Raw genomic sequence first — 19,852 nt, 5'->3', positions numbered from 1 at the left:
ATCACTACCTTTCAATATCTAACACTTGCTTATTCATAACCTGAAGAATATCCTCTTCTGAAGACGGAGCTGTATCTCCGACGATGGTATGGGCAAGGACGGAAGCAGCGGTTGCATACTGAACCGTGTACCCTGGATCGTATCCACAAATCTCCCCATGAATCACGCCAGCAGTATAGGCATCCCCTGCACCAATTCGGTCAAGGACTTGTACCTTCATCGGTTTTCCAAACGTAAGCCCTTTATCTTTGTGATATAAAAAACCTTGGATAAAATGACTGTCAGCTTCAATCGTTCTCTGTGTTCCCGAAATGACACGAATATCATAATCTTTCGCAATCTGTGGAATAAGTTCCTTGATTTGCTCTATTCGGTCCGCAGAAGATGACTTATATCCTAGCAAAGAGATTGCATCACGTTCGTTCATCATCACAATATCGGCAAGATGCAGCATATCTTCGTAATGAGTCCTCGCCTGCTTCTTATCATCTTCTGACCATAGGGATGCCCGAAAGTTGCAATCAAAGATGACGGATCCGCCTTTTGATTTTACCACGTTTGCCAGTGTTTTCATTATGTATCTCATCTCTTCATTCATCGCGAGTCCAATCCCGCATAGATGAAAATAATGACTGTCTTCAGCAAAAGATAAGTCTGTGTAAGCATGATGTGAAGTTGTGTTAAACGCACTATTGACACGACTAGCATAGGTTACTTTACTTTTTCTGGACCCATATCCTGTTTCAAGAAAATAAGATCCGAGCAGCTGCCCTTCCCTTCGTACGTACTTCATATCAAAACCGAGTCCTCGAAGAGCTGCCTCTGCAGCATCTCCTAATGAATTGGCAGGCAGTGTGGTTACGATAGCGCCTTTATGCCCAAGCTTTATAAGAGCTGCAACCACATTGACTCCCGTTCCCGAGAAGGAATAGTTCAGCGAGCGGCTTTGACTCAAAGTCAGATGGGAGGGAACCTCCAGCCGCATCATAACTTCTCCAAATGATGTAATCTGCTTACGGTTACCCGTTGTCATAAGCATCCACCTCGAACTTTAGAATATTCGTTAACTCTTGAACATCCTGAATGATGGTCTGACCTGTCGTTTTGTCAATAATGGATGAATATACGTGAGGGATCACTGCAGGGACTCCGGCTTTAAGTGCAATCTTTAGAATTTCACGGAAGTTCTCTTTATCTATTCCTCCGGTTGGCTCTAGTGCAAATCCTGCTTTAGCACAAGCACTCGCTACAGCCATATATTCTTCTTTTGTATCCAGTCCATTCATCGGAAAATATTTTAATGCATTCCCTCCCATATCAGAGACAAGAGCTATGGCTGCTTCCACAGGTACAAGGGCCTTCTCCGCGGCAGAAGAACTTAGTGGACCTGTCGAGAGATTCACATATCCCGGTTTTCCACAAGGAGAAACAAGGCTGTTAATCCAGCTTGCTTTTCCGTTCAGACTCGCACGAGTTGCACCTACTCCAGTAAATACTTGGTTGATATGCGTTCCCGCATATTCTCTTGCAATTTCAGCTACAACTTCAGACTGTCTTGGATCCCCTGCACCAAGCCCAATGGACACTGCATCTTCACATACTTCGCCATATTGTTTCATTGCTTCCACTGCAGAATTTGCATCTGGATAATTTTTAGATAAAACACCGATGACTACATATCCATCCGCTGCTTCAAAGATTTCTTTGGCATTTTGCACACTACCAGCCAGTACATTCAGGGCCGCCCTGCCTTTATATAAACGTTTCTCCATAGTCGTCATATAGCTCTATTCCCCCGATATAATTTGATGAATACGTGAGTAAATGATGTTCATATCATCTTCTTTTAGCGATCTTGGATCGATATCAAAATAGCCCTGTCTTACCCCGTAATCACGGGTATAAATTGCTATATCTCCAGTACGAAGCTGTTCTGCAACCTCAGCAGCGCTAATCCCTGTTACTTGTTCCTGAATCCGAATACGACCGCGATATATAAGTCTGCCTGCTTCATCTTGTACGATCGACATCTCTACTCCATTAAGTTTGGAAAGAGGAGCAAGCTGCTGCAGTTCTTGTTTCTCCTGATCACTTTTGTCTGTTTTCATCTGGTATTCGTCTAATGCTTTCAGCAGTCCAAACGTCGTTTCTTTCCCCACTTTCATACTCCGCCCAATACCGGACAGCTGTACTTTCAACCAATCTATATACTGCTTTTTGCCTGCTACAATGCCCGAAGTAGGACCTTCAATCGCTTTGGATCCACTAAATATGACCAGGTCCGATATCCGGATATAGCTCGTTAAATCTTCTTCTGCTGCTGCATCAATAATGAGAGGAATTTGGTACATTTGTGCTACTTCATAGGCTTCCTCTGCGGATATCATATTTTTCTGGACACAATGATGGGATTTGACATATAAAATAGCGGCTGTTCGCTCATTAATTGCTTCTTCGATATGTTCCTTTTTCCCTTCGTTCGCGTAACCAACTTCCAGAAGTTTGCCCCCGCCAAGATAAACCATCGTTTCAACCGGGGCCCCATACTGCACATTATGACCTTTCAGCATAACGATTTCATTCTTTTGAATGGGTTCCTGATGTAATTTTTCGCTTTTTCTCTTGTTTCCTTGGGTAACCATTGCAGCGACCGAAAGGGCGATCCCGCTTGATGCCGAATTCACTACAACTGCTGACTCCGAGCCTAGTACACGTGCAATGTGATCTCCTGCTTTGTTCGTCAGATCCGCAATTTCTACATACTGCTGCCCGCCCTGTTTCATTGCCTCCATAACAGTGTCTGTTGGTGCCGATACGCCAAGAATACTCATTCTCCCACTTGCATTAATTACACGTTTTAATCCGTATTGCTCAAGAATAGAACTTGTCACCGATGATTGCTCCCTTCGTTTCAATTATTGTCTGTGTGTTACGAATCTCGCCCATGGAATCGGCCAATAAATATTGTCCTTGAACAAGTCTAAATAAAGTGAGGTTCGCTTTATCCCCTACTTGAATTCGTCCGAGTTCAGGCCGCTTCAGCCAAGTCGCAGCTTGCACTGTAACCGCATTCACGATATCTGTTAGAGAATAGCCAAGTAGTAAAAATTTGCTCATGACCTCAGCTAAGCTATGTACAGGGCCATTTCTTCGATTTCCCCGGTATATATCGGAGCTGATAGTACCCGGATGAATGCCCGATTTTTTCACCCTTTCCGCTACCTGATAAGAGAAGCTTGCGGTACCGTGACCCACATCTAAATGCACTCCCCGTTTTATAGCAGCAAGCAAAGCAGGTAACACTTCCCCTTTACCATCTAGAACGTTATTTTCCTTGCCATTCAAATAATGAGTAATGATATCTTTACTCTGAAGCAAGTTCAGCACTTCTTCGATTTCAGGCGGTCCTGAACCGATATGCACCATAAGAGGCAATCCTGTTTTGTCAGACATAGATCTTGCCATATGAAGCGGGCGAATACCTTCATCCATAACCACACTTCTGCTGATCCGGGCTTTAAGTCCAACGATAAAGGAACCTAACTCACGAATTGAAGCCTCTATCGCTCTCTCATCGATCCATCCCGCAGAACTTAGCTCATCCTGCCGTTCACCCAGCCCTATGCGGGAAATGTTAAGAAAGGCGAGTACCCTCGTAGCCGTTATTTTACTCAGTTCAGCCAGTTTCCCGATATCATTAGCTCCACAGCTGCCAGCGTCAACGATCGTAGTGACACCTTGCCGTACTCCAATCTCATCGATTTCATCTCCATAAGGTCGATAACTTTCCATTGCATGGACATGCATATCAATCCAGCCGCTGGAGACGAACAAATCACTGCAATCCAAGATTTCGTCTCCACATGCTGTACCCGTTGCTGATTTTTCCGCGATTATGCCATCTTTAATTATTAAATCAAAGCGTTCTGGATGATCTGCCGTTCGTACGGAGCGAAGAATCGTTATACCCATACCACTCCTCCTTATTCCTATATTTTCTAATTATTTATGAGATTAGGGTAACACAGTTTTCCTGTTAGGTAAATATAACGTTATAATGTTTATAAAAAAATAAAAAGATCGTCTATGTCGACGATCCTTCACTAAGATTTATTTCAACACCTATTTGTTCTGTGTGTTTTTGTTTTCTAAACCGCTGAGGCAAACGCGGGGTAATCTCTGTAAGCAGCACCCCTGATAAGATTAAACACGCACCAACGAACCCATTCCAAGGCAAGCGTTCTCCGTAGAAAACAAAAGCAAATCCGGCTGCAAATACAGGCTCAAGTGAGAATATCAGTCCTGCACGCGTTGAAGTCATATGCCGCTGTGCTAAAATTTGAAGTGTATAAGCTGCTGCACTGCACAGTATAGTCAGCCCCATAACTGCTATCCATGCTCCGCTTGAATTCGGAAGTTTTGGCTGTTCAAATAGGAATGAAAAGATGAAAGCAATCCCGCCGGCGAAACCAAGCTGTAAAATACTGAGTACGATAGCATCACCTTTTCGCACCATTACTCCAGAGACAATAATATATACCGCATACATCATCGCCCCTAGAATACATAATAGATCTCCTGATCCAATACTCAAGCTTTGATCTAGTGTTAATAAAGATATTCCGATTACAGCCAGCATAATGCACCCTGCCATTTTTCTGCTTGGAAGCTTTCGTCCCCATAATGAGGTAAACAGTGGTACAAAGACGACAGATAAACTGATTAGAAAACCTGCCTGAGAAGTACTTGTCCGTTTGACGCCATAAGTTATAAATACAAAGGCCATAAACAGAACTGCACCTAATATAAATCCTTGTCCTACAAGCCTTACAGTCACATAAGACCATTTTTTATAAAACAATATACCAAGCAGCAGAAATGCAAAACCAAACCGTAAGGCAATTAGGTTGATTTCTTGAATACTGCCTAGACCTTCTTTCATAAACAAATAGGAAGACCCCCATAAAAGAGTGACTAACAGCATTTGCAAATCCGCTTGTTTTTTTGTATCCATTCCCCTAAACATGTCTTTCTTCTTCTCCCTTATTCCCTGTTATATATGTCAGCTAGCCGCTCTCATAAGAGCAAGACAAAGTATATAACAAGTCTTTCCATTAGAAAAATGAATGTTTATAATACATAACATGAAACATTTTCATGTAAGGAGAAATCGTTGTGAGTATAACTAAATATGTGATTTTATGTACTGTCGTTGAAGTCGGCAGCTTGACGAAAGCGGCCACCATCCTTAACTTAACGCAATCTGCTGTTAGTCACGCCATTTTAAGCCTAGAAAAAGACTGCGGATTCCCCCTTCTTATCCGGGCGAAGTCTGGAATTCAGCTCACCACAAATGGGGAAAGAATCTACCAATACATGAGAGAAATTCTAAAGTGGCAGGAAATGCTGCAGCAAGAAATTGATTTACTTCATGGAATTCAGACAGGCACAGTACGCGTAGGTACCTTTACCAGCGTCTCTTCTCAGTGGCTTCCTGGTGTCATAAAATCTTTTCACCAAGAATTTCCTGCGATACAAATTAAACTGAGAGAAGGTGACTATGCGGAAATTAAAAACTGGATTACTTCTGGTGTCGTTGATTTTGGCTTTATTACACTGCAAGGACAATCCCAGCTAGACAACATTCCTTTGAAGAAAGATCGTATGGTATGTATCGTTTCAAGTGAACATCCGCTTGCCGAAGCCCCTTCTGTTTCTCTTACTGCGCTGAGTAATGAACCCTTTATTATGCCAAAATGGGGAGGTGATGATGAGATTGAGACGATGATCAAAGAACATAAAACAAAGCTGAATATAAAATATGAAATTGCCGAAGAACAGGCGATCATTGGGATGGTTCAACATGGACTTGGTATCAGCATTTTGCCTGAAATGGTACTTTCCAGACTCCCTGATACCGTCCGTGTTATCCCCATTGAAGAAGAACCATACCGTCTAATCGGGATTGCGGCCCCTTCATTATCAGAACTTTCCCCAGCTGCCAGCAGGTTTCTCCAAGCGATTCAAGACTGGTTACGTCTACAACATTTACTGGATGACTCTCGAAGTTGAATCTACTTTTCGTCGTTCAAGCAACATAAAGTATATACAATAAACCAGCAGTACTATGGCGACCATCCACTGGAGCAATGAAGCGGACACTACTGCTGATTTCACATCTTGAAATTCAGCAAACCTGCTAATCAGCCAGATCATAATCATCTCAAGAAAGGACTGAATTAAGCTGTACACACTCGTAACTCTACCAATCATAGAGACAGGAATTTCATTCTGGATGTATGTATAATAACCTGTATTCATAAAGGCTTGGAAGAATGACAAGATAACAAACCCCATACCTGCAACAACCAAATGATGTGAAAAACTGTAAACAACATAACCTGTTGAAAATAGTAACGCACCATAGCCCAGCAATAACATGGTATGCAGTCTATCTACCATACGAGTCTGAATAAATGAACCTAGCAAAAAACTAATTCCGGTGATGCTTAAGAGCATGCTGTACTGTGAATCACTGCTGTGAATGACTTGTGTTATAAAAGAAACTTCCAGTGAATCCAAAGCAGCAGCCATAATCATAATCCCATGAAATAGTCCATAGATCATGATTACTTTTACATGTGTTTTACTAAAGTGCCATACGACCCACCAGTCTTTTTTTAGCATCCTCCACTTTTTACTTATAGGACCACGACTTTGCTCTGCTTCTTCCTGAGCAAGCGTAGAGGCAGATCCCATACTAGGTAAACCAGTAAGAAGAAGTGCTGACAATAGAAATGAGATCCCATTTACCATGATCGCAGTTTTACTGCTCGATATGGCAAACAAACCACCTGCTGCCGCAGGACCAATAACATAAGCACCTGACTGAGTCAAAGAAACCCATGCATTATATTTTTTACGTAAAGCAGTAGGAATTAAAGAAACGGTGAAGGCGAGTGAAGCCGGTTCGAACAAAGAACTAGCCATACTGATGAGAAATACGAAGATATAAATAAGAGGTAAAGAAGGTAAAAAGGGAACTGCGAGGATCAAAACAGCCCGAAATAGATCAAGCCAAATCATCATATTCCGTGTATTCCACCGGTCTACCAAACTTCCGGCAAATCCTGCAGTAATCATCGTAGCAATGGGCCTAAGAATATATAATAGCCCGACCGCTGCTGGGGATTCTGTCATATGAAGAATCATTAAATTAATAGCAATCAGATAGATCCAATCGCCAATATGAGAAATTCCTATACTTGTGAGCAAAAAGTGAGCATGTCTCTTTTTAAATGCATACAAATTCATGGTTACATCCCTCTCTATGTAGAGGGCATTTGGCTATATACGTTACACCGGATGCCCTGCATTAACTTTGTTCATCATGATCTCCTCCTTTTCTCATTATTCTCTGTCGTTTGTTACTGTTCATAAGACATGTAATGTTCATTATTATCTCCCCTTGAAATTTTATCCATTAGCATAACGTATTCTGGTTCATATGACAACCTAAAGATAAGCCGCGCCCAAATTTCGGGCAGATTATCAAGTAGCCCAATCTTCTGCCGCTCTCCATACATAAGATGCAGGAGGTTGTTGAGAGGAGGTCAGTTCATATGAGCAATGATCAACGTAGTGGTGGATTCGATTGTGGTTGTAATAATTTTGGATATGGCGGAGGATCTAAGTCGTCGATTGGTGCAATTCTAGTACTCTTTATCCTTCTTGTTATTATCGCCAGTGCATTTTGTAGTTACTAAGCAGATGAGAATCGTAAAGAAGACCCCTTAAATATACGGGAGTCTTCTTTTCTTTTGCTCAAAAATCAGCACGAATCAGATCCATGTTGATCCCAATTGCCGCCCTACTTCCTTCTCCTGCGGCAATGACTAGCTGGGTCGGTGTGATAACAGAATTATCTCCAGCAGCATAGATTCCCCGAATCGAAGTACGACCGTAACCATCCGTCTGAATGGCTCCTTTGTCATTCAATTGGCAACGTAGATTGTAGCTAAGATGACCTGAATGTGACAGCTGTGGAGTAACAAATCCAGCTTCGCAGGAAAGCTTATCTCCATTGGTAAATGCAATGCCTGCTAATTGGCCATCTTTACCAAATAGCTCATGAATGGGCTGATCTGTTACCTGGATTCCTCGGACTTGCAGCATCCGGTATTGATCTGGTGTTACTATGGAATGTCCATTCGTACATAACACTAATGCTTTACTCCAATGTTGAATGATCTGTGCTGTTGCAAAAGCATTCTTAGATTCCGTAATGAGAACAAGCTTCTTCCCTCTTATTTCATAACCATCACAGTAAGGACAACTGAACAAACTCTGACCATAAAAAGAGTCTAAGCCTCTGATTTGAGGTAATTTTTCCTGAATCCCGTTACTTAAAAGTAATGTTCTGGCTGTTTCGCGCGTTCCAGTGGAAGACAGCACTTCAAATCCTCCGCGATGATGATGGCGGACATCTACTACTTCTTCCTCTTTCTTTTGTATGGTAGGGTACGCACTTAGATCCATATGAGCTAGTCTTCTGAACTCAGATGGTGTAACTCCATCCCTGGTTATAAAACCATGAGAATGACGGGCAGGTGCATGTCTTGGTTTTCCATGATCAAATAGGAGGACTTCCCGCATGGATCGTCCAAGGACTAACGCTGCACTCAGTCCTGCGGGTCCTCCCCCGATAATAATACAATCATACATATTTACACCTCTTTTATCTCGCGATCTCACTAGGCATTATATGCAGTAGGTAATCGTTCTACGTCCTCTATAACTTCATTATTGATTCATGGATTTTTCAGCTGAGTTTGCATTTCCGTACATGTTCAGTTCATATGAACACCGTAAAATAGACTAATGAAATCTTAAAAACCACATACATTGAAGGAGAATTCGATTATGAAACGAAAAAAAAGCTCAACCCTTGCGTCTTTGAGCCTAGTGAGTGCGTTACTTCTCACCTTGTTATCAGGCTGCGGATCAACTACAGACGATGCACAGTCGAATCCATCCGCAGTAACAGAAACGGATACTTCCACTTCTGCAAATGCAAACGGCTCAGAAACACAGGGCACCCTGTTACTGGGTAAAGTTAAATCGATCGAAGGCAGTACACTAACCATCTATACTTCTTCTACCCAGCCTGGAGAAGGGAATGGAGGGAAACCTCCAGCAGGTGAAGCTCCACAAGGCGAGGCTCCACAAGGCGAGGCTCCGCAAGGTGAGGCTCCGCAAGGTGAGGCTCCGCAAGGTGAGGCTCCGCAAGGTGAGGCTCCGCAAGGTGAGGCTCCGCAAGGTGAAGTGCCTGCTGCTGGCTCGGGAACAGGAACCACTCCACCAAAACAAGGAGAAGCTCCTGAAGGAACAGTCCCTGCAATGCCAGCGGATGGAGCTGCACCGCCAAGTATGGACAATCTTTTTACGGATGAAACAATGGAAATTACGATTACAGACTCTACTACTATGCCTTCAACCGAACTAGAAGCTGACGACATTGTGAATATTACTCTTGAAGAGGGAACTCAGAATGCAATATCTATACAAGTTCATGAAGAATTCGGAGGACCCGCACAGAACGGCGCAGTAAATACTACTACAGAGACAGAGACACCATAATTATCTTCCATAACAATGTTTATCCGTCTCCTTAATGACGAAAAGCCCCTTACCTAGTAGGAAGGGGCTTTTCGCCGTTAAAAGACGGCTATTAATTCATCAATTTCGTTTTAAAAACTTCAATTTTTTTGTTGCTCCTTAACTATATCTTTTATTTCTTGCTTGAATTGTTCAACAGAGACTGGAGTTATTTCGGATTGAAAAATAGTGATTCCATTATATTCAGATGCTTTATATTCGACATTATTGTTTTCATCAATATTAAACTTCCCTTGATAAGCTCCTATAATTACAAAAGCTTCCTCCTCATAGACTGGTCCTTCATATTTTTCTAGAAACAATATAAAACGATTCCCATCTTCTAAGGTTCGATTAATATCAAAAGATTTCACTTCAAACAACTCGATCTCTTCATTGCTATATGATGTATCTCCTGAAATCACATCAACTACTGTTGCATCAGATAATACAAAATCGGCACCACCGTAAGTTATTTCCTCTGTTGTACCGGGAATTTCTACTTCAACGATCAGTGCTGAATCTTCTACTATTCCACCTAAATCTTCATAAATATTAGCTAGGTCCATTAGACCATAATCTACTTGGCTAGTAGTTTCTGATGTTTCTGAAGTTGTTGGTGCATCTGGAGTTTGAGCATTATTATTCTCACCTGAACATGCTATCAAAGCAAGGCACAAAAATACGCTAAATGTTAAACTTATAAAATTCTTCATAATTCCCTCCTATAAACCTCATTTAATGTGTGTAAAACTGTTTACACCATTAATATCCCCAATGATTATCCGGTGCCTCAAGATCAGGATTTAAAGGCTGAGTGCTAGTAGTGTTTTTGAAAAGTAATGCTACCCATTCAGCTGACTAGTTTGCCTGCAGTCTGTAACGAAAAGCCCCTTACCTAGTAGGAAGGGGCTTTTCGTTATTCTTTTATAATAAACCTTACGTTATAACTTAAGGAATATACTGCTGAACGATTTGAATCACTTCTCCATCTTGAACGGTAACATGATAAGGGAATTGGCTCATATCTAAGTTATCTTTCTGATTGTAGAGAGCGATGAATTTTTCAAGACTGATTTTTTCGTTCCAGTTGATATCAATATCTTCTGGTTGACCTGTACGGTCGTAAATTTGCACCAATACTTCCGCATCAGGAGCAACTTTTAGCTCGTAAGTCGAAGGTTCGTCATTAACGATGTAATAACCATCTGGCGCATAGTCGATGCCAGCATTCGGTTCGTTTTTGACAAGAGCCTCATCCGCAGCCTTACCTTCGAACCACTCGATATCATCTGCCTGAATTTCAAGTTGTCCTTCTATGTTATTGATATTTGTTATATAAATGGTTTCTTTGGTCGTATCCGTTATATCTTTATTTTCCGTCTGAATCTCGGGATTCTTTGGTTTTGCTAAGACCGTCGATGCCTCATAATTCAAATTTCCATATGTAAAGGAACCCATAAAAATCACGCTTAATAAACTTATTGCCAGTATTGTTTTTTTCATCTTGCATCTCTCCTCATGTTCAGCATGATTCCCCTAATGAAAATCATCTGACTAGTTCCTAGAGTCGAATAAACTGTACATCCATCAAAAACAGGGTGAATTTTCATTTCTGTGCACTTTTCAGCTCTAGATATATTATAAACGTTGTAAATGATGAAAGAGTTTCAAAGTTGTTATTAAAAATATAATAAATTTTCATTTTAATGTTTTTTGGGTCCCCTAAGGGACCCGCCTACAAATGATCCAGATTAATTTTTAACAAACCGCACAAGTATGCTTGCCAGCGTATCTTTCTCCTCTGGATCGGCAACATTCCAAAGTTCCTGAAGCAATTTTTCTTCCCGATTACGCGGTTCTTCCTTCGCTGCTAAAATATCCGCTACTTTTTGGGCTACTTTTGACAACTGTTCTTCATTTAGACCAAGAGATTCACCGAGTGAGACGCGTTTATTAAGATATTGTTTGAACGCATCAAAGCTTTCCAAAATATCTTCTTTCTGCTCGGCATCCATTCGCTCTATCACGTTCTCTACCTGGTCAAGCTTCATTTCTTTATCTTTATTAATCATATGTGTTTGTTCTGACATCAGATATCACTCCAATTTCACATTCTACTTTTTTCCATAACTTGTCTTACTTTTTATTAACCTTGTCTCCATCCTTGAAACAGAAAAAGCTATGGAAAATCACAACTTCCTTTATTTTTTTATTTTACGAAGGGTTTTGTTGATCCAGATTCCACATTAGACTCTGTCACCCATGGCAACTGCAGCTTGTTCTCTGAAAACCACAATGAAATGGAATACATCTTGCGTGATGAACTTAGGGTATTGCATAAAGTATTAGGGGAGTTTCCTCCCCCTATTGCTATTTACTTGTTTCCGCCTTCTGAGTAGGCAGCTGGATCACGGGTGTGTTAGATCCACTTACATACGGTAATACGCCATCCCATTTCTTCACGGTTTCATATTGTACTAATTCATCCGTTAATGATTGCAGCAGCACTTCATTTGCCTTGGCTTGGCCTTCTGCTTCAATTAACAATTTATCAGCATTACCCTGTGCTTCCACTCTTTTTCTATCTGCTTCTTTCTTAGCAATCTCAAGCTCCGTAGTCTTACGTTCAAGTTCTTGAGAAGCTTCTACTCGTTTATCAATAGCTTCTTGTGTTTTGGCATCTGGCTGCGGCACCCCAACCGTTACATTGGAAACAATGAAACCAAGTCCTGCCACGTCATCAGAGAAACGTTGTTGTACATCGATTGCTGCATCCGATGATTTCTCTCCGTATACATCAATTACAGTAAACTTAGAAATTCCTTTACGTGCGGCATCACGAAATCTTGTTTTCAAATAGGTGTCTTCAATTTCTTCGATACTAATCGGGCCAAATTTATTAAAAATGGATGATACCTTATCTGGTTCTACTTGATAGTTGTAAGCAAAATCAATGGTGATACTTTTACCATCGGAAGTTGCAATCTGAATATCCTTGTATTCTACCGTTTGAATACGAATTGGATATTTAGTAACCTTGTCGAATGCCCCTACCAGTTTCCAACCTTGGCTTAGCGTATTATCCTTTACTCCCCCATTTGGTGAATAAACGACGCCAACATAACCGTTTGGGATACGTGTTACAAATAAACTAACCACTATTAAAGCAATAATGATTACAGCTCCGATCACGATTCCGCCAATTTTAAACGTCTTTAGATTCTTCATTCGCACTCTCCTCTTTCGTAAATTGTTTATATTTCTTCGTCACTTTCTCTCCAACTTTAGTAAAGACTGGAGTTAACAGCATCCACACTACAAAAGCTAAAATGATGACTAAAATAATCCCGCCAATAAACGGCATATGATCACTTCCTAAATAGACGTTACTTTATATGTATGTATCAAAATGATGACTAACTACATCTGACGCTGTTTTTGATGGTACATCATTAAAAAACATCAAAAAAATACCCCTCTATAGGACGTGATGTTCCTATTTGAGGGGGATCGTTTTATTTTTTCATATGATGGAGGGTTTTGTTGATCCAGATTCCACACAAGACTCCGTCACCCATGGCAACTGCGGCTTGTTCTGAATGAATGCCAAGATCTCCAGCAATCCATAAATTCTCCACTGTGGACATACGGGATCTTCCATCAGCTGCTACATGTTTATTGTCAGCTACTTCTGCTCCAAGTTGCTCAGCAAGCTCAGAATGAACTTTGTTATTTCTAAAAGCAATAAATCCGCGTTCCGCTTCTATTCTTCTCCCATTTATTAAAATAACAGTGGAAATCATCCCATCTTCTTGTTCTTCTATTTTTTCAATCGGCTCTTCTATATACTCAATCTTTTTATCTTTTAGTTTTTGAAGAATTTCACTTGGGATATCCGCCTGCTCATGATTAATGTATGTCAAATCGGGAGTTTTGCTGGAGAGAATACGAGCCATACCCGCACCCGCTGTTCCCGAACCCATTATGATTGTTTTTTTATTCTTAATCTCATATCCATCGCAATCTGGGCACACATAGACGGACATGCCAAGCGTATTTTTCAGACCTGGAAGTTCAGGATGACGATCCGTTAATCCGGTTGCAAGCAGTAGTGTTTTCGCTTTATATTCTGTGCCGTTTTCTCCTGTTAATGTGAAACCCCCCTCTTCTTTGTGTGCCTTAACGACACGATCATGAATGAACTCTATTCCATAGGATTCCGCTTGATGTCTTCCTCTCTTCCGAAGTTCTTCTCCTGATATTCCGTCCGGAAAACCTAATATATTATGATAGCTTCGGCATAAACTTGATCTGCCTTCTCCGTAATCAATAACGAGCACCTTATGCTCCGCGTAACGCCCTAGCTGTATAGCCGCTTGAAGTCCAGCAATTCCTCCACCTACAATAATGCAATCTTGTATCATCCTATCCCTACCTTCTTTCTCGTTCTATCTATTTATCCAAAAGATCATCTCCATTATCCTTAAACATTTTGGTTTATTTTAAACGTAGGTGTACGAACAACAAAAAAGAGACCATGTTCTGCATGATCTCTACAAACCTACTTTTAAAACGATTTAAGATGGACTTTACTTTCGGTAATCAGCACGGTACTTTTCTTCTGTCGAAGAATTGCTTTTTGTCGCTTCCTTATCTTTTTCTTCCTGCTGTTCTAAATTAAGATCTTCCATGGGAATAGGATCAACATTTAGTTCATCCTCAAAGCGATCAAATAGACTTTCTTTCTCCGTTTTATACTGTTCTGGGTGGTCCATTGTGTTGTGGTTACTCTGTTTTTTATGTTCAGGATCTATGTTCTTGTCTGGTTGATTACGATCTGGAACTTGACTCATTACGAATCCCTCCCTTTCCGTTATACTTGTTATTCATTACCATAAACTAGTAAATTTCAAACATGAGGGTTATTTCAAGATAAAAAAACACTACAGAATGTAACTCCGCAGTGTTCTCATATTTAAACTTCAAACTGGATTTCTGCTTCAAAAATGATCTTTCCTTCTTCGTTTATACCTTTGAACCAGATGGATTTACCTATGAGATCGGAACGTTCGATTATCCCCTGTTCACCAAGTTTCACTTCTCGGTGATAGGTAATCCGAAATCGATTCATACGCAGATTCCGAACTTCATCTGCTTCTAAAGCATCGTAACAGAGATCTGCATACTTGGCATTATTTACATGGCCATTACTGTCCATAAGACTATATGTAGCAATGAATTCATAAGCTTTTTTCATTTCCAACTCTTGTGGAACAGCTACCTTATCGGGAGGTCCCTCTGAAACCTCTCCTTCTACGATCGGAATCTCATATGGAAAAGCAGTTGGACGCATAATTTTTCGTTTGTTAATATCCACAAGCGTCCAGGCCGAACGAGCATATCCTGCCGCTCCTGAAGCTCCTATTAATTCGTAATCTCTTAACCAGACAACTCCCCGGTAACCCTTAGACCACGTGGTCAGTTCCATCTTTTCCTCAAGTACAGGGTGCTGTGTAATTGTCAGATCCATAGTCATCAGCATCCATCCAAAACCGTCACGCAGCATTTCAGAAATCGTAATCCCAAGCTGCTGTAAATGCCGGTCAGCACCATCCTGCAATCGTTCCAGCAAGGCGGATAGTTTTATTTTCGATTCCGTATCAGCTTGACTAGAACTTACAATGAATGTTTCGATTCCTTTTTCATTCATCATTTTATTCTTGATTTCATTGTTCATTTCATTCACGATTTTATTCACATCCTTTATTCACTTTCAAGTAACACTTTACTCCTTATCGTGAAAGAAAGGCAAATCGTGACTGTCATCATCGTATAAAAGATCGTGAGTTAGAATAAAGGAATTAGTTAACGTAAACGGGATACCTGGCTGGTTCGATAAGCTTCAGGTGTGCAGCCCGCCGCTTGCTTAAATGTACGGCTAAAGTGAGAGATCTGTTTGAAACCTGCTTTGCGACTGACTTCCGTTACACTGAGATCAGGCTGAAGGCGAAATAACAGTTTGGCTTGGTTAATCCGTCTTTGATATAAATACTTGATGATCGTTGTACCGGTTAAATCTTTAAACAGGGCAGCCATATAAGGTTTAGATAAATGAAGTGCACTCGAAATATCGGAAAGATTCATTTCTTCCATATAATGTACTTCGAGATAGGTAATGATCCGCTGCAGATGTTCCTCTTTATCTGATAAAATCCTTCGATGCTTCATCGCCGTTTCAGAGAAATGTGCAGTCATCACAAGAAAATCGCATAACTTAAATACAAAACGATCATAGGTCCAATCTTGCCCCTCGTGGTTCAGAAATAACTCATTCATCTGAGTGAAGATCAACTCCACTTCCATTTGCTGTGCTTTAGAGAGATGAATCACTTCGTTGTTTAGTCTTTCAAAAGGTTCAAGGAGCCTTTTTGCTTTCTCGGGCTGTGCATATTCTTCAATTACGGAAGGATAAAAATGAAGCGTAGTACGGACATACGGTACAACAGTTTCGGGGTGTGCCTGATGCAACGTCATTCCATGCATAAGAATCAAATCCCCTGGTTCAAGTACATGAATTCGATCCCCAATAATATAGTTGCATTTACCCGTGTGAAAATAATAAATTTCATAGTAAGGGTGCGAATGAAATCCATCTCCCGCCTCGATATGTAAGGGTTCACAATTTAGGTAATTAAAATTAAGCGGCTCCTTCATCTGCAATGTGTAAGCCAATCGTAAGGTCACTCCTTTAATCGTTACCCTATTCTTAGGCTCCATTGTAACATGATGCGGTCTGCCGCTGTTATAGTCATTGTCCTGCGATCTTACAATTATTTAGCCAAGGTAAGCTGCTCTGCTTGCTGCTGAGCAATCAGACATAATTCAGCTGCTTTAAAAGCATGATCTTGTGTCATCGCGTTCTCCGTCCGATGTAAGCAATCGAGTATCAATTGACCAAAGAAAGGATACCCTACCTTTCCTTTTACTCCGAAGCGATATTCTCCCTCGTGATTCACAAGATATACTTGATCGCCTTCTTGTTCCCTCGCAATATCCGTATACTTTCTTAGTTCAATATATCCGTCTGTACCGAGAATTGTCGTTCTCCCATCTCCCCAGGTAGACAGACCATCTGGCGTGAACCAGTCCACTCGAAAATAACCGGAAGCTCCGTTATTGCCAACGAGTGAAGCTTCTCCAAAGTCTTCAAGCTCCGGATATGCAGGATGATGTAGATTAACAGCCCGGCTGTACATCACTTTTGCGTCCTGACAGGAGGAAAAACTAAGAAACTGCTCCACCTGATGGCTGCCAATGTCACAAAGAATGCCTCCATATTGCGATTTACGAAAAAACCAATCTGGACGACTAGCTGCATTGAGCCTGTGAGGTCCTGTCCCCATGACCTGAATAACGCGTCCAATCGCGCCCTGGTCAATAAGCTGCCCTGCATATACCGCGCTTTCTACATGAAGACGTTCACTATAGTAGACCATATATTTTTGGCCTGTTTCTTTTGTCTTTCTACGAGCAGCTTCCAGCTGATCCAGTGTGGTAAACGGTGTTTTGTCGGTGAAATAATCTTTCCCTGCATCCATTACAGCAAGCCCAAGATCGCTCCGTTCTGAAGGGATGGCCGCTGCCGCCACCATCTTCACATCGGAATCTTGCAATATTTCTTCCAGCGATCTAGCAGCTTTGACTCCGGGATACCGCTGAATGAATGATTTTATTTTCTCAGGGTCTTTGTCGTACACCCATCTAAGTTCTGCCCCCGCCGTAATTAAACTCCCGCACATACCGTAAATATGTCCATGATCCAAAGCTGCTGCGGCAAATATAAATTCTCCAGGACCACATACCGCCTTCTGCGCTGCACTCCGAGGGGAGTATATCATTCCATCCCTTGCACTCATGAGAATCCTCCTATTCTTCTTTGGACATTTACTCGTGTATCAGCTAAATGGTTTTTAGGTAGATCACTTCATCAAATTAGAAGGTACCTTTCAGATCAACGGGTTGTGTCTGTTCGTATCCTTCGGATTTGCTAACCTTAGAATTGCGGATTCGGTCTTGCAGCTGCTCATAAAATAACTCTTCATCGATAGGAAGTTCCACCCAATCATCAGTCCAAGTAGACAAATACATTGCATTCGATAAGGTAAGCCCATTAATCCCTTCTTCTCCTGGAGCGATCAGCGGTTTCTGTTCTAGAATAGCATCGATAAAATTCTGAATAATACCAGGATGTCCTGTCTCGATCCCCGGAGTAGGGATTTTCTTTTTTATATATTCAGGTTTGCCAAAAGCATCCGTGTTTCGTTTGTTAAATTCGCTCTCCGGTTCACTAAGCTGCCAGAATGTCATCTCTCCATCTTCGATTACAATCTTCCCGCGGTCGCCTGTGATCTCAAAACGATTCGTACCCGGAGCATCTCCAGTGGTCGTAACAAATACACCGGTAGCTCCGTTTTCGTACTCTACATAAGCCGTTACGTCATCTTCCACTTCTATATCACGGTATTTACCAAAAGAACAAAATGCACGAATTCGCTTCGGCATCATACCGGTTGCCCACTGCCATAAATCCAGTTGATGAGGATCTTGGTTAATCAGCACCCCGCCGCCTTCACCAGCCCAGGTAGCACGCCAGCCTCCTGAATTGTAATAACACTGCGAGCGGTACCAGTTCGTAATGATCCAGTTCGTTCGTCTAATCTCTCCCAGTTCACCAGATGAGATCAATTCTTTCAGTTTGATATACAGCGGATTCGTACGCTGATTATACATGATGGAAAATACTTTTCCGCTTCTTGCTGCTGCTTCATTCATCTCACGCACTTGCTTGGTATATACACCCGCTGGTTTCTCAATAAGTACATGAATCTTGCTATCGAATGCTGCGATTGCCTGCTCCGCATGGTGATAATGTGGTGTTGCCACGATAACAGCATCGATCATACCCGATTGCAGCATCTCGGAAGGTTCATTATAGAATTTGATACCTTCTGGCAGTGTTTGTTCCGCCCATACCCTGGCTGAATCTCTGGCATCACATACAGCACTTAGAACGGCTCCTTCTATCTGACCTTTCACCAGCGTCAATGCATGTGAAGAGCCCATATTACCGATCCCTATAACGCCAACCCTTACGAATTCCATAACTATACCTCCGCCCGTATCTCGCCAAGAAGCGCTTTCATTTGATGACTGAAATTTTTTAGCATTTCCTCTGAAGAAAGACTTTGACTAAAATCCTCGATCCCTAAATACCCTTTGTAATCTACAGATACCAAGTCTCGGAGCACCTGACTCCACGGCACTATTCCACCAAGTAATGGCGACCAGTTACACTCATACTCCAACTCCACGGAATCAGTAGTGCCACTTATTCCTTCTTTCTTATTCCAAACCGCATTTTTGACATGGACATGTGCAAGATAAGGACCAAGCATCTCGAGACCCATTCTGTAATTCTCAAATCCTTCATGTACCATGTTTCCCGGATCATATAAAACACCCACATGATCGGGATCAAAACGGGACACCAGACGATAAGCGAGCGAAGCACTCGGGGCAATGGTTCCATGGTGTGTTTCGACAAGGGCCTTTACACCATAGGTTCGGGACATTTCCTGAACTTCGGACAAGTAAGCATCCGCCCGTTTATACAATTCATGATAGTTTTCCGTTCTGTTATAAGAAGGAACACCTACTCTCATCATAGAAGCTCCTAAAACACGTGCCGCTTCAAATGCCTGCTCAGTAGAAGAAAGATCTGATACCGATAAATAAGGTACGAGTGCAATAGAGGTCAGTCCTGCTTGCGCTGTTAAGTTTCGTATATCCAGAATGTTATCGTTCGTTCCAGCTGGATCAATCGACGCGAGATTTCTTCCCCAAAAGGAAGGTGTTTCCGCCCGTACCTCATCTGGAATTCCTTTGTATCTCCATTCAATGCCTTCGATTCCGGCAACAGATGCAGCCTTTACCAGTTCCTTTGGCATCATATCCGGGGTTGCTACGGTAAATACGGATAACTTCATTTTGAGCCCTCCTCTCAAATAAAAGCGTATTCATGTACTATCGTAGCATCACTTTAATGGCGCAGATACGTTACCTCCCCAACAGAAGAACCTCAGATAACGAATAGAGGAAGGTGAACACTCTCATGCAAATAAAATAACGCAAA

Annotated in this window: 22 protein-coding genes; 3 read left to right on the top strand and 19 right to left on the bottom strand. The window is 41.6% G+C overall.

Annotation, left to right across the window (positions count from 1 at the left end; all coding sequences use genetic code 11):
- Window positions 1-4 precede the first annotated feature (4 nt).
- The 5 genes from KJS58_RS11775 to KJS58_RS11755 all read right to left on the bottom strand — a co-directional run bounded on the left by KJS58_RS11775 (window position 5) and on the right by KJS58_RS11755 (window position 5,014).
- Window positions 5-1,033, bottom strand: a complete 1,029-nt coding sequence (locus KJS58_RS11775) for a sugar kinase (protein ID WP_213532693.1) — start codon at window positions 1,031-1,033, stop codon at window positions 5-7.
- Window positions 1,020-1,781 carry a 2-dehydro-3-deoxy-phosphogluconate aldolase gene (dagF, locus tag KJS58_RS11770; protein ID WP_213532692.1) on the bottom strand — a complete coding sequence of 254 codons (762 nt, stop codon included), beginning with the start codon at window positions 1,779-1,781 and terminating at the stop codon, window positions 1,020-1,022. The genes KJS58_RS11775 and dagF overlap by 14 nt, the downstream gene beginning before the upstream one ends.
- A 6-nt stretch (window positions 1,782-1,787) precedes the next feature.
- Window positions 1,788-2,831, bottom strand: coding sequence for a DgaE family pyridoxal phosphate-dependent ammonia lyase (locus KJS58_RS11765; RefSeq protein WP_249717223.1), 1,044 nt, complete (start codon window positions 2,829-2,831; stop codon window positions 1,788-1,790).
- A gap of 40 nt (window positions 2,832-2,871) precedes the next feature.
- A complete protein-coding gene (locus KJS58_RS11760; protein WP_213532690.1) occupies window positions 2,872-3,972 on the bottom strand; it encodes an amidohydrolase/deacetylase family metallohydrolase in 1,101 nt (366 codons plus the stop codon).
- Window positions 3,973-4,084: 112 nt separating this feature from the next.
- The gene (locus KJS58_RS11755) at window positions 4,085-5,014 is read right to left on the bottom strand and encodes a DMT family transporter (protein WP_249717205.1); all 930 of its coding nucleotides are present in this window, start codon (window positions 5,012-5,014) and stop codon (window positions 4,085-4,087) included.
- A gap of 161 nt (window positions 5,015-5,175) precedes the next feature.
- On the opposite strand from KJS58_RS11755, the gene KJS58_RS11750 reads away from it, so the two are divergent.
- Window positions 5,176-6,072 (top strand): LysR family transcriptional regulator, encoded by an 897-nt coding sequence (locus KJS58_RS11750; RefSeq protein ID WP_213532688.1) that lies wholly within the window; start codon window positions 5,176-5,178, stop codon window positions 6,070-6,072.
- Here KJS58_RS11750 and KJS58_RS11745 read toward each other — a convergent pair.
- A complete protein-coding gene (locus KJS58_RS11745; protein WP_213532687.1) occupies window positions 6,049-7,314 on the bottom strand; it encodes an MFS transporter in 1,266 nt (421 codons plus the stop codon). The genes KJS58_RS11750 and KJS58_RS11745 overlap by 24 nt on opposite strands.
- A 308-nt stretch (window positions 7,315-7,622) precedes the next feature.
- On the opposite strand from KJS58_RS11745, the gene KJS58_RS11740 reads away from it, so the two are divergent.
- Window positions 7,623-7,766, top strand: a complete 144-nt coding sequence (locus KJS58_RS11740; RefSeq protein ID WP_213532686.1) for a sporulation protein YjcZ — start codon at window positions 7,623-7,625, stop codon at window positions 7,764-7,766.
- Window positions 7,767-7,824: 58 nt separating this feature from the next.
- Here KJS58_RS11740 and KJS58_RS11735 read toward each other — a convergent pair whose 3' ends face one another.
- Entirely contained in the window at window positions 7,825-8,724 is a 900-nt protein-coding gene (locus KJS58_RS11735; RefSeq protein WP_213532685.1) for an NAD(P)/FAD-dependent oxidoreductase, read from the bottom strand.
- Between the two features lie 198 nt (window positions 8,725-8,922).
- Here KJS58_RS11735 and KJS58_RS25850 point away from each other — a divergent pair, with 198 nt between their 5' ends.
- Window positions 8,923-9,639: a hypothetical protein gene (locus KJS58_RS25850; protein WP_249717204.1), complete on the top strand. Its 717-nt coding sequence runs from the start codon at window positions 8,923-8,925 to the stop codon at window positions 9,637-9,639.
- A 119-nt stretch (window positions 9,640-9,758) separates the two neighbouring features.
- Here the strand turns inward: KJS58_RS25850 and KJS58_RS11715 are convergent, their stop codons facing one another.
- From KJS58_RS11715 to KJS58_RS11660, 12 genes are all read right to left on the bottom strand, one after another.
- Window positions 9,759-10,373, bottom strand: coding sequence for a hypothetical protein (locus KJS58_RS11715; protein ID WP_213532681.1), 615 nt, complete (start codon window positions 10,371-10,373; stop codon window positions 9,759-9,761).
- A gap of 235 nt (window positions 10,374-10,608) precedes the next feature.
- Window positions 10,609-11,163 (bottom strand): hypothetical protein, encoded by a 555-nt coding sequence (locus tag KJS58_RS11710; RefSeq protein WP_213532680.1) that lies wholly within the window; start codon window positions 11,161-11,163, stop codon window positions 10,609-10,611.
- A 248-nt stretch (window positions 11,164-11,411) separates the two neighbouring features.
- A complete protein-coding gene (locus KJS58_RS11705; RefSeq protein ID WP_213532679.1) occupies window positions 11,412-11,750 on the bottom strand; it encodes a DUF3243 domain-containing protein in 339 nt (112 codons plus the stop codon).
- Between the two features lie 280 nt (window positions 11,751-12,030).
- Window positions 12,031-12,888, bottom strand: a complete 858-nt coding sequence (locus tag KJS58_RS11700) for a prohibitin family protein (protein WP_213532678.1) — start codon at window positions 12,886-12,888, stop codon at window positions 12,031-12,033.
- A complete protein-coding gene (locus KJS58_RS11695; RefSeq protein ID WP_213532677.1) occupies window positions 12,866-13,024 on the bottom strand; it encodes a hypothetical protein in 159 nt (52 codons plus the stop codon). The genes KJS58_RS11700 and KJS58_RS11695 overlap by 23 nt, the downstream gene beginning before the upstream one ends.
- A gap of 151 nt (window positions 13,025-13,175) precedes the next feature.
- Complete coding sequence (locus KJS58_RS11690) at window positions 13,176-14,084, bottom strand: NAD(P)/FAD-dependent oxidoreductase (RefSeq protein ID WP_213532676.1); 909 nt, start codon at window positions 14,082-14,084, stop codon at window positions 13,176-13,178.
- A gap of 165 nt (window positions 14,085-14,249) precedes the next feature.
- On the bottom strand, window positions 14,250-14,513 hold the full coding sequence (locus KJS58_RS11685) for a hypothetical protein (RefSeq protein WP_374705805.1): 264 nt from the start codon (window positions 14,511-14,513) through the stop codon (window positions 14,250-14,252).
- Window positions 14,514-14,635: 122 nt separating this feature from the next.
- Window positions 14,636-15,397: an acyl-[acyl-carrier-protein] thioesterase gene (locus KJS58_RS11680; RefSeq protein ID WP_249717221.1), complete on the bottom strand. Its 762-nt coding sequence runs from the start codon at window positions 15,395-15,397 to the stop codon at window positions 14,636-14,638.
- A gap of 128 nt (window positions 15,398-15,525) precedes the next feature.
- Entirely contained in the window at window positions 15,526-16,392 is an 867-nt protein-coding gene (locus KJS58_RS11675; RefSeq protein WP_213532674.1) for an AraC family transcriptional regulator, read from the bottom strand.
- Window positions 16,393-16,490: 98 nt separating this feature from the next.
- On the bottom strand, window positions 16,491-17,576 hold the full coding sequence (locus KJS58_RS11670; protein WP_213532673.1) for a Gfo/Idh/MocA family protein: 1,086 nt from the start codon (window positions 17,574-17,576) through the stop codon (window positions 16,491-16,493).
- A gap of 76 nt (window positions 17,577-17,652) precedes the next feature.
- The gene (locus tag KJS58_RS11665; RefSeq protein ID WP_213532672.1) at window positions 17,653-18,822 is read right to left on the bottom strand and encodes a Gfo/Idh/MocA family protein; all 1,170 of its coding nucleotides are present in this window, start codon (window positions 18,820-18,822) and stop codon (window positions 17,653-17,655) included.
- 2 nt (window positions 18,823-18,824) lie between these two features.
- Window positions 18,825-19,706, bottom strand: coding sequence for a sugar phosphate isomerase/epimerase family protein (locus KJS58_RS11660; RefSeq protein WP_213532671.1), 882 nt, complete (start codon window positions 19,704-19,706; stop codon window positions 18,825-18,827).
- Between the last annotated feature and the right edge of the window lie 146 nt (window positions 19,707-19,852).

The organism is Paenibacillus sp. J45TS6, assembly GCF_018403285.1.
In the GTDB taxonomy this organism is placed as follows: Bacteria; Bacillota; Bacilli; order Paenibacillales; family Paenibacillaceae; genus Paenibacillus.
The sequence above is the reverse complement of the archived record's forward strand: the minus strand, read 5'-3'. Positions and strand labels throughout refer to the sequence as shown.

Excerpts from the sequence above, each read along its gene's own strand:
- KJS58_RS11765 (WP_249717223.1), bottom strand. The coding sequence starts at position 2,831 with ATGAGTATTCTTGGCGTATCGGCACCAACAGACACTGTTATGGAGGCA.
- KJS58_RS11680 (WP_249717221.1), bottom strand. The coding sequence starts at position 15,397 with ATGAACAATGAAATCAAGAATAAAATGATGAATGAAAAAGGAATCGAA.
- KJS58_RS11685 (WP_374705805.1), bottom strand. The coding sequence starts at position 14,513 with ATGAGTCAAGTTCCAGATCGTAATCAACCAGACAAGAACATAGATCCT.
- KJS58_RS11705 (WP_213532679.1), bottom strand. The coding sequence starts at position 11,750 with ATGTCAGAACAAACACATATGATTAATAAAGATAAAGAAATGAAGCTT.
- KJS58_RS11775 (WP_213532693.1), bottom strand. The coding sequence starts at position 1,033 with ATGACAACGGGTAACCGTAAGCAGATTACATCATTTGGAGAAGTTATG.
- KJS58_RS11665 (WP_213532672.1), bottom strand. The coding sequence starts at position 18,822 with ATGGAATTCGTAAGGGTTGGCGTTATAGGGATCGGTAATATGGGCTCT.
- KJS58_RS11755 (WP_249717205.1), bottom strand. The coding sequence starts at position 5,014 with ATGGATACAAAAAAACAAGCGGATTTGCAAATGCTGTTAGTCACTCTT.
- KJS58_RS11700 (WP_213532678.1), bottom strand. The coding sequence starts at position 12,888 with ATGAAGAATCTAAAGACGTTTAAAATTGGCGGAATCGTGATCGGAGCT.
- KJS58_RS11760 (WP_213532690.1), bottom strand. The coding sequence starts at position 3,972 with ATGGGTATAACGATTCTTCGCTCCGTACGAACGGCAGATCATCCAGAA.
- KJS58_RS25850 (WP_249717204.1), top strand. The coding sequence starts at position 8,923 with ATGAAACGAAAAAAAAGCTCAACCCTTGCGTCTTTGAGCCTAGTGAGT.
- KJS58_RS11670 (WP_213532673.1), bottom strand. The coding sequence starts at position 17,576 with ATGAGTGCAAGGGATGGAATGATATACTCCCCTCGGAGTGCAGCGCAG.
- dagF (WP_213532692.1), bottom strand. The coding sequence starts at position 1,781 with ATGACGACTATGGAGAAACGTTTATATAAAGGCAGGGCGGCCCTGAAT.
- KJS58_RS11745 (WP_213532687.1), bottom strand. The coding sequence starts at position 7,314 with ATGAATTTGTATGCATTTAAAAAGAGACATGCTCACTTTTTGCTCACA.
- KJS58_RS11740 (WP_213532686.1), top strand. The coding sequence starts at position 7,623 with ATGAGCAATGATCAACGTAGTGGTGGATTCGATTGTGGTTGTAATAAT.
- KJS58_RS11715 (WP_213532681.1), bottom strand. The coding sequence starts at position 10,373 with ATGAAGAATTTTATAAGTTTAACATTTAGCGTATTTTTGTGCCTTGCT.
- KJS58_RS11695 (WP_213532677.1), bottom strand. The coding sequence starts at position 13,024 with ATGCCGTTTATTGGCGGGATTATTTTAGTCATCATTTTAGCTTTTGTA.
- KJS58_RS11710 (WP_213532680.1), bottom strand. The coding sequence starts at position 11,163 with ATGAAAAAAACAATACTGGCAATAAGTTTATTAAGCGTGATTTTTATG.
- KJS58_RS11660 (WP_213532671.1), bottom strand. The coding sequence starts at position 19,706 with ATGAAGTTATCCGTATTTACCGTAGCAACCCCGGATATGATGCCAAAG.
- KJS58_RS11690 (WP_213532676.1), bottom strand. The coding sequence starts at position 14,084 with ATGATACAAGATTGCATTATTGTAGGTGGAGGAATTGCTGGACTTCAA.
- KJS58_RS11735 (WP_213532685.1), bottom strand. The coding sequence starts at position 8,724 with ATGTATGATTGTATTATTATCGGGGGAGGACCCGCAGGACTGAGTGCA.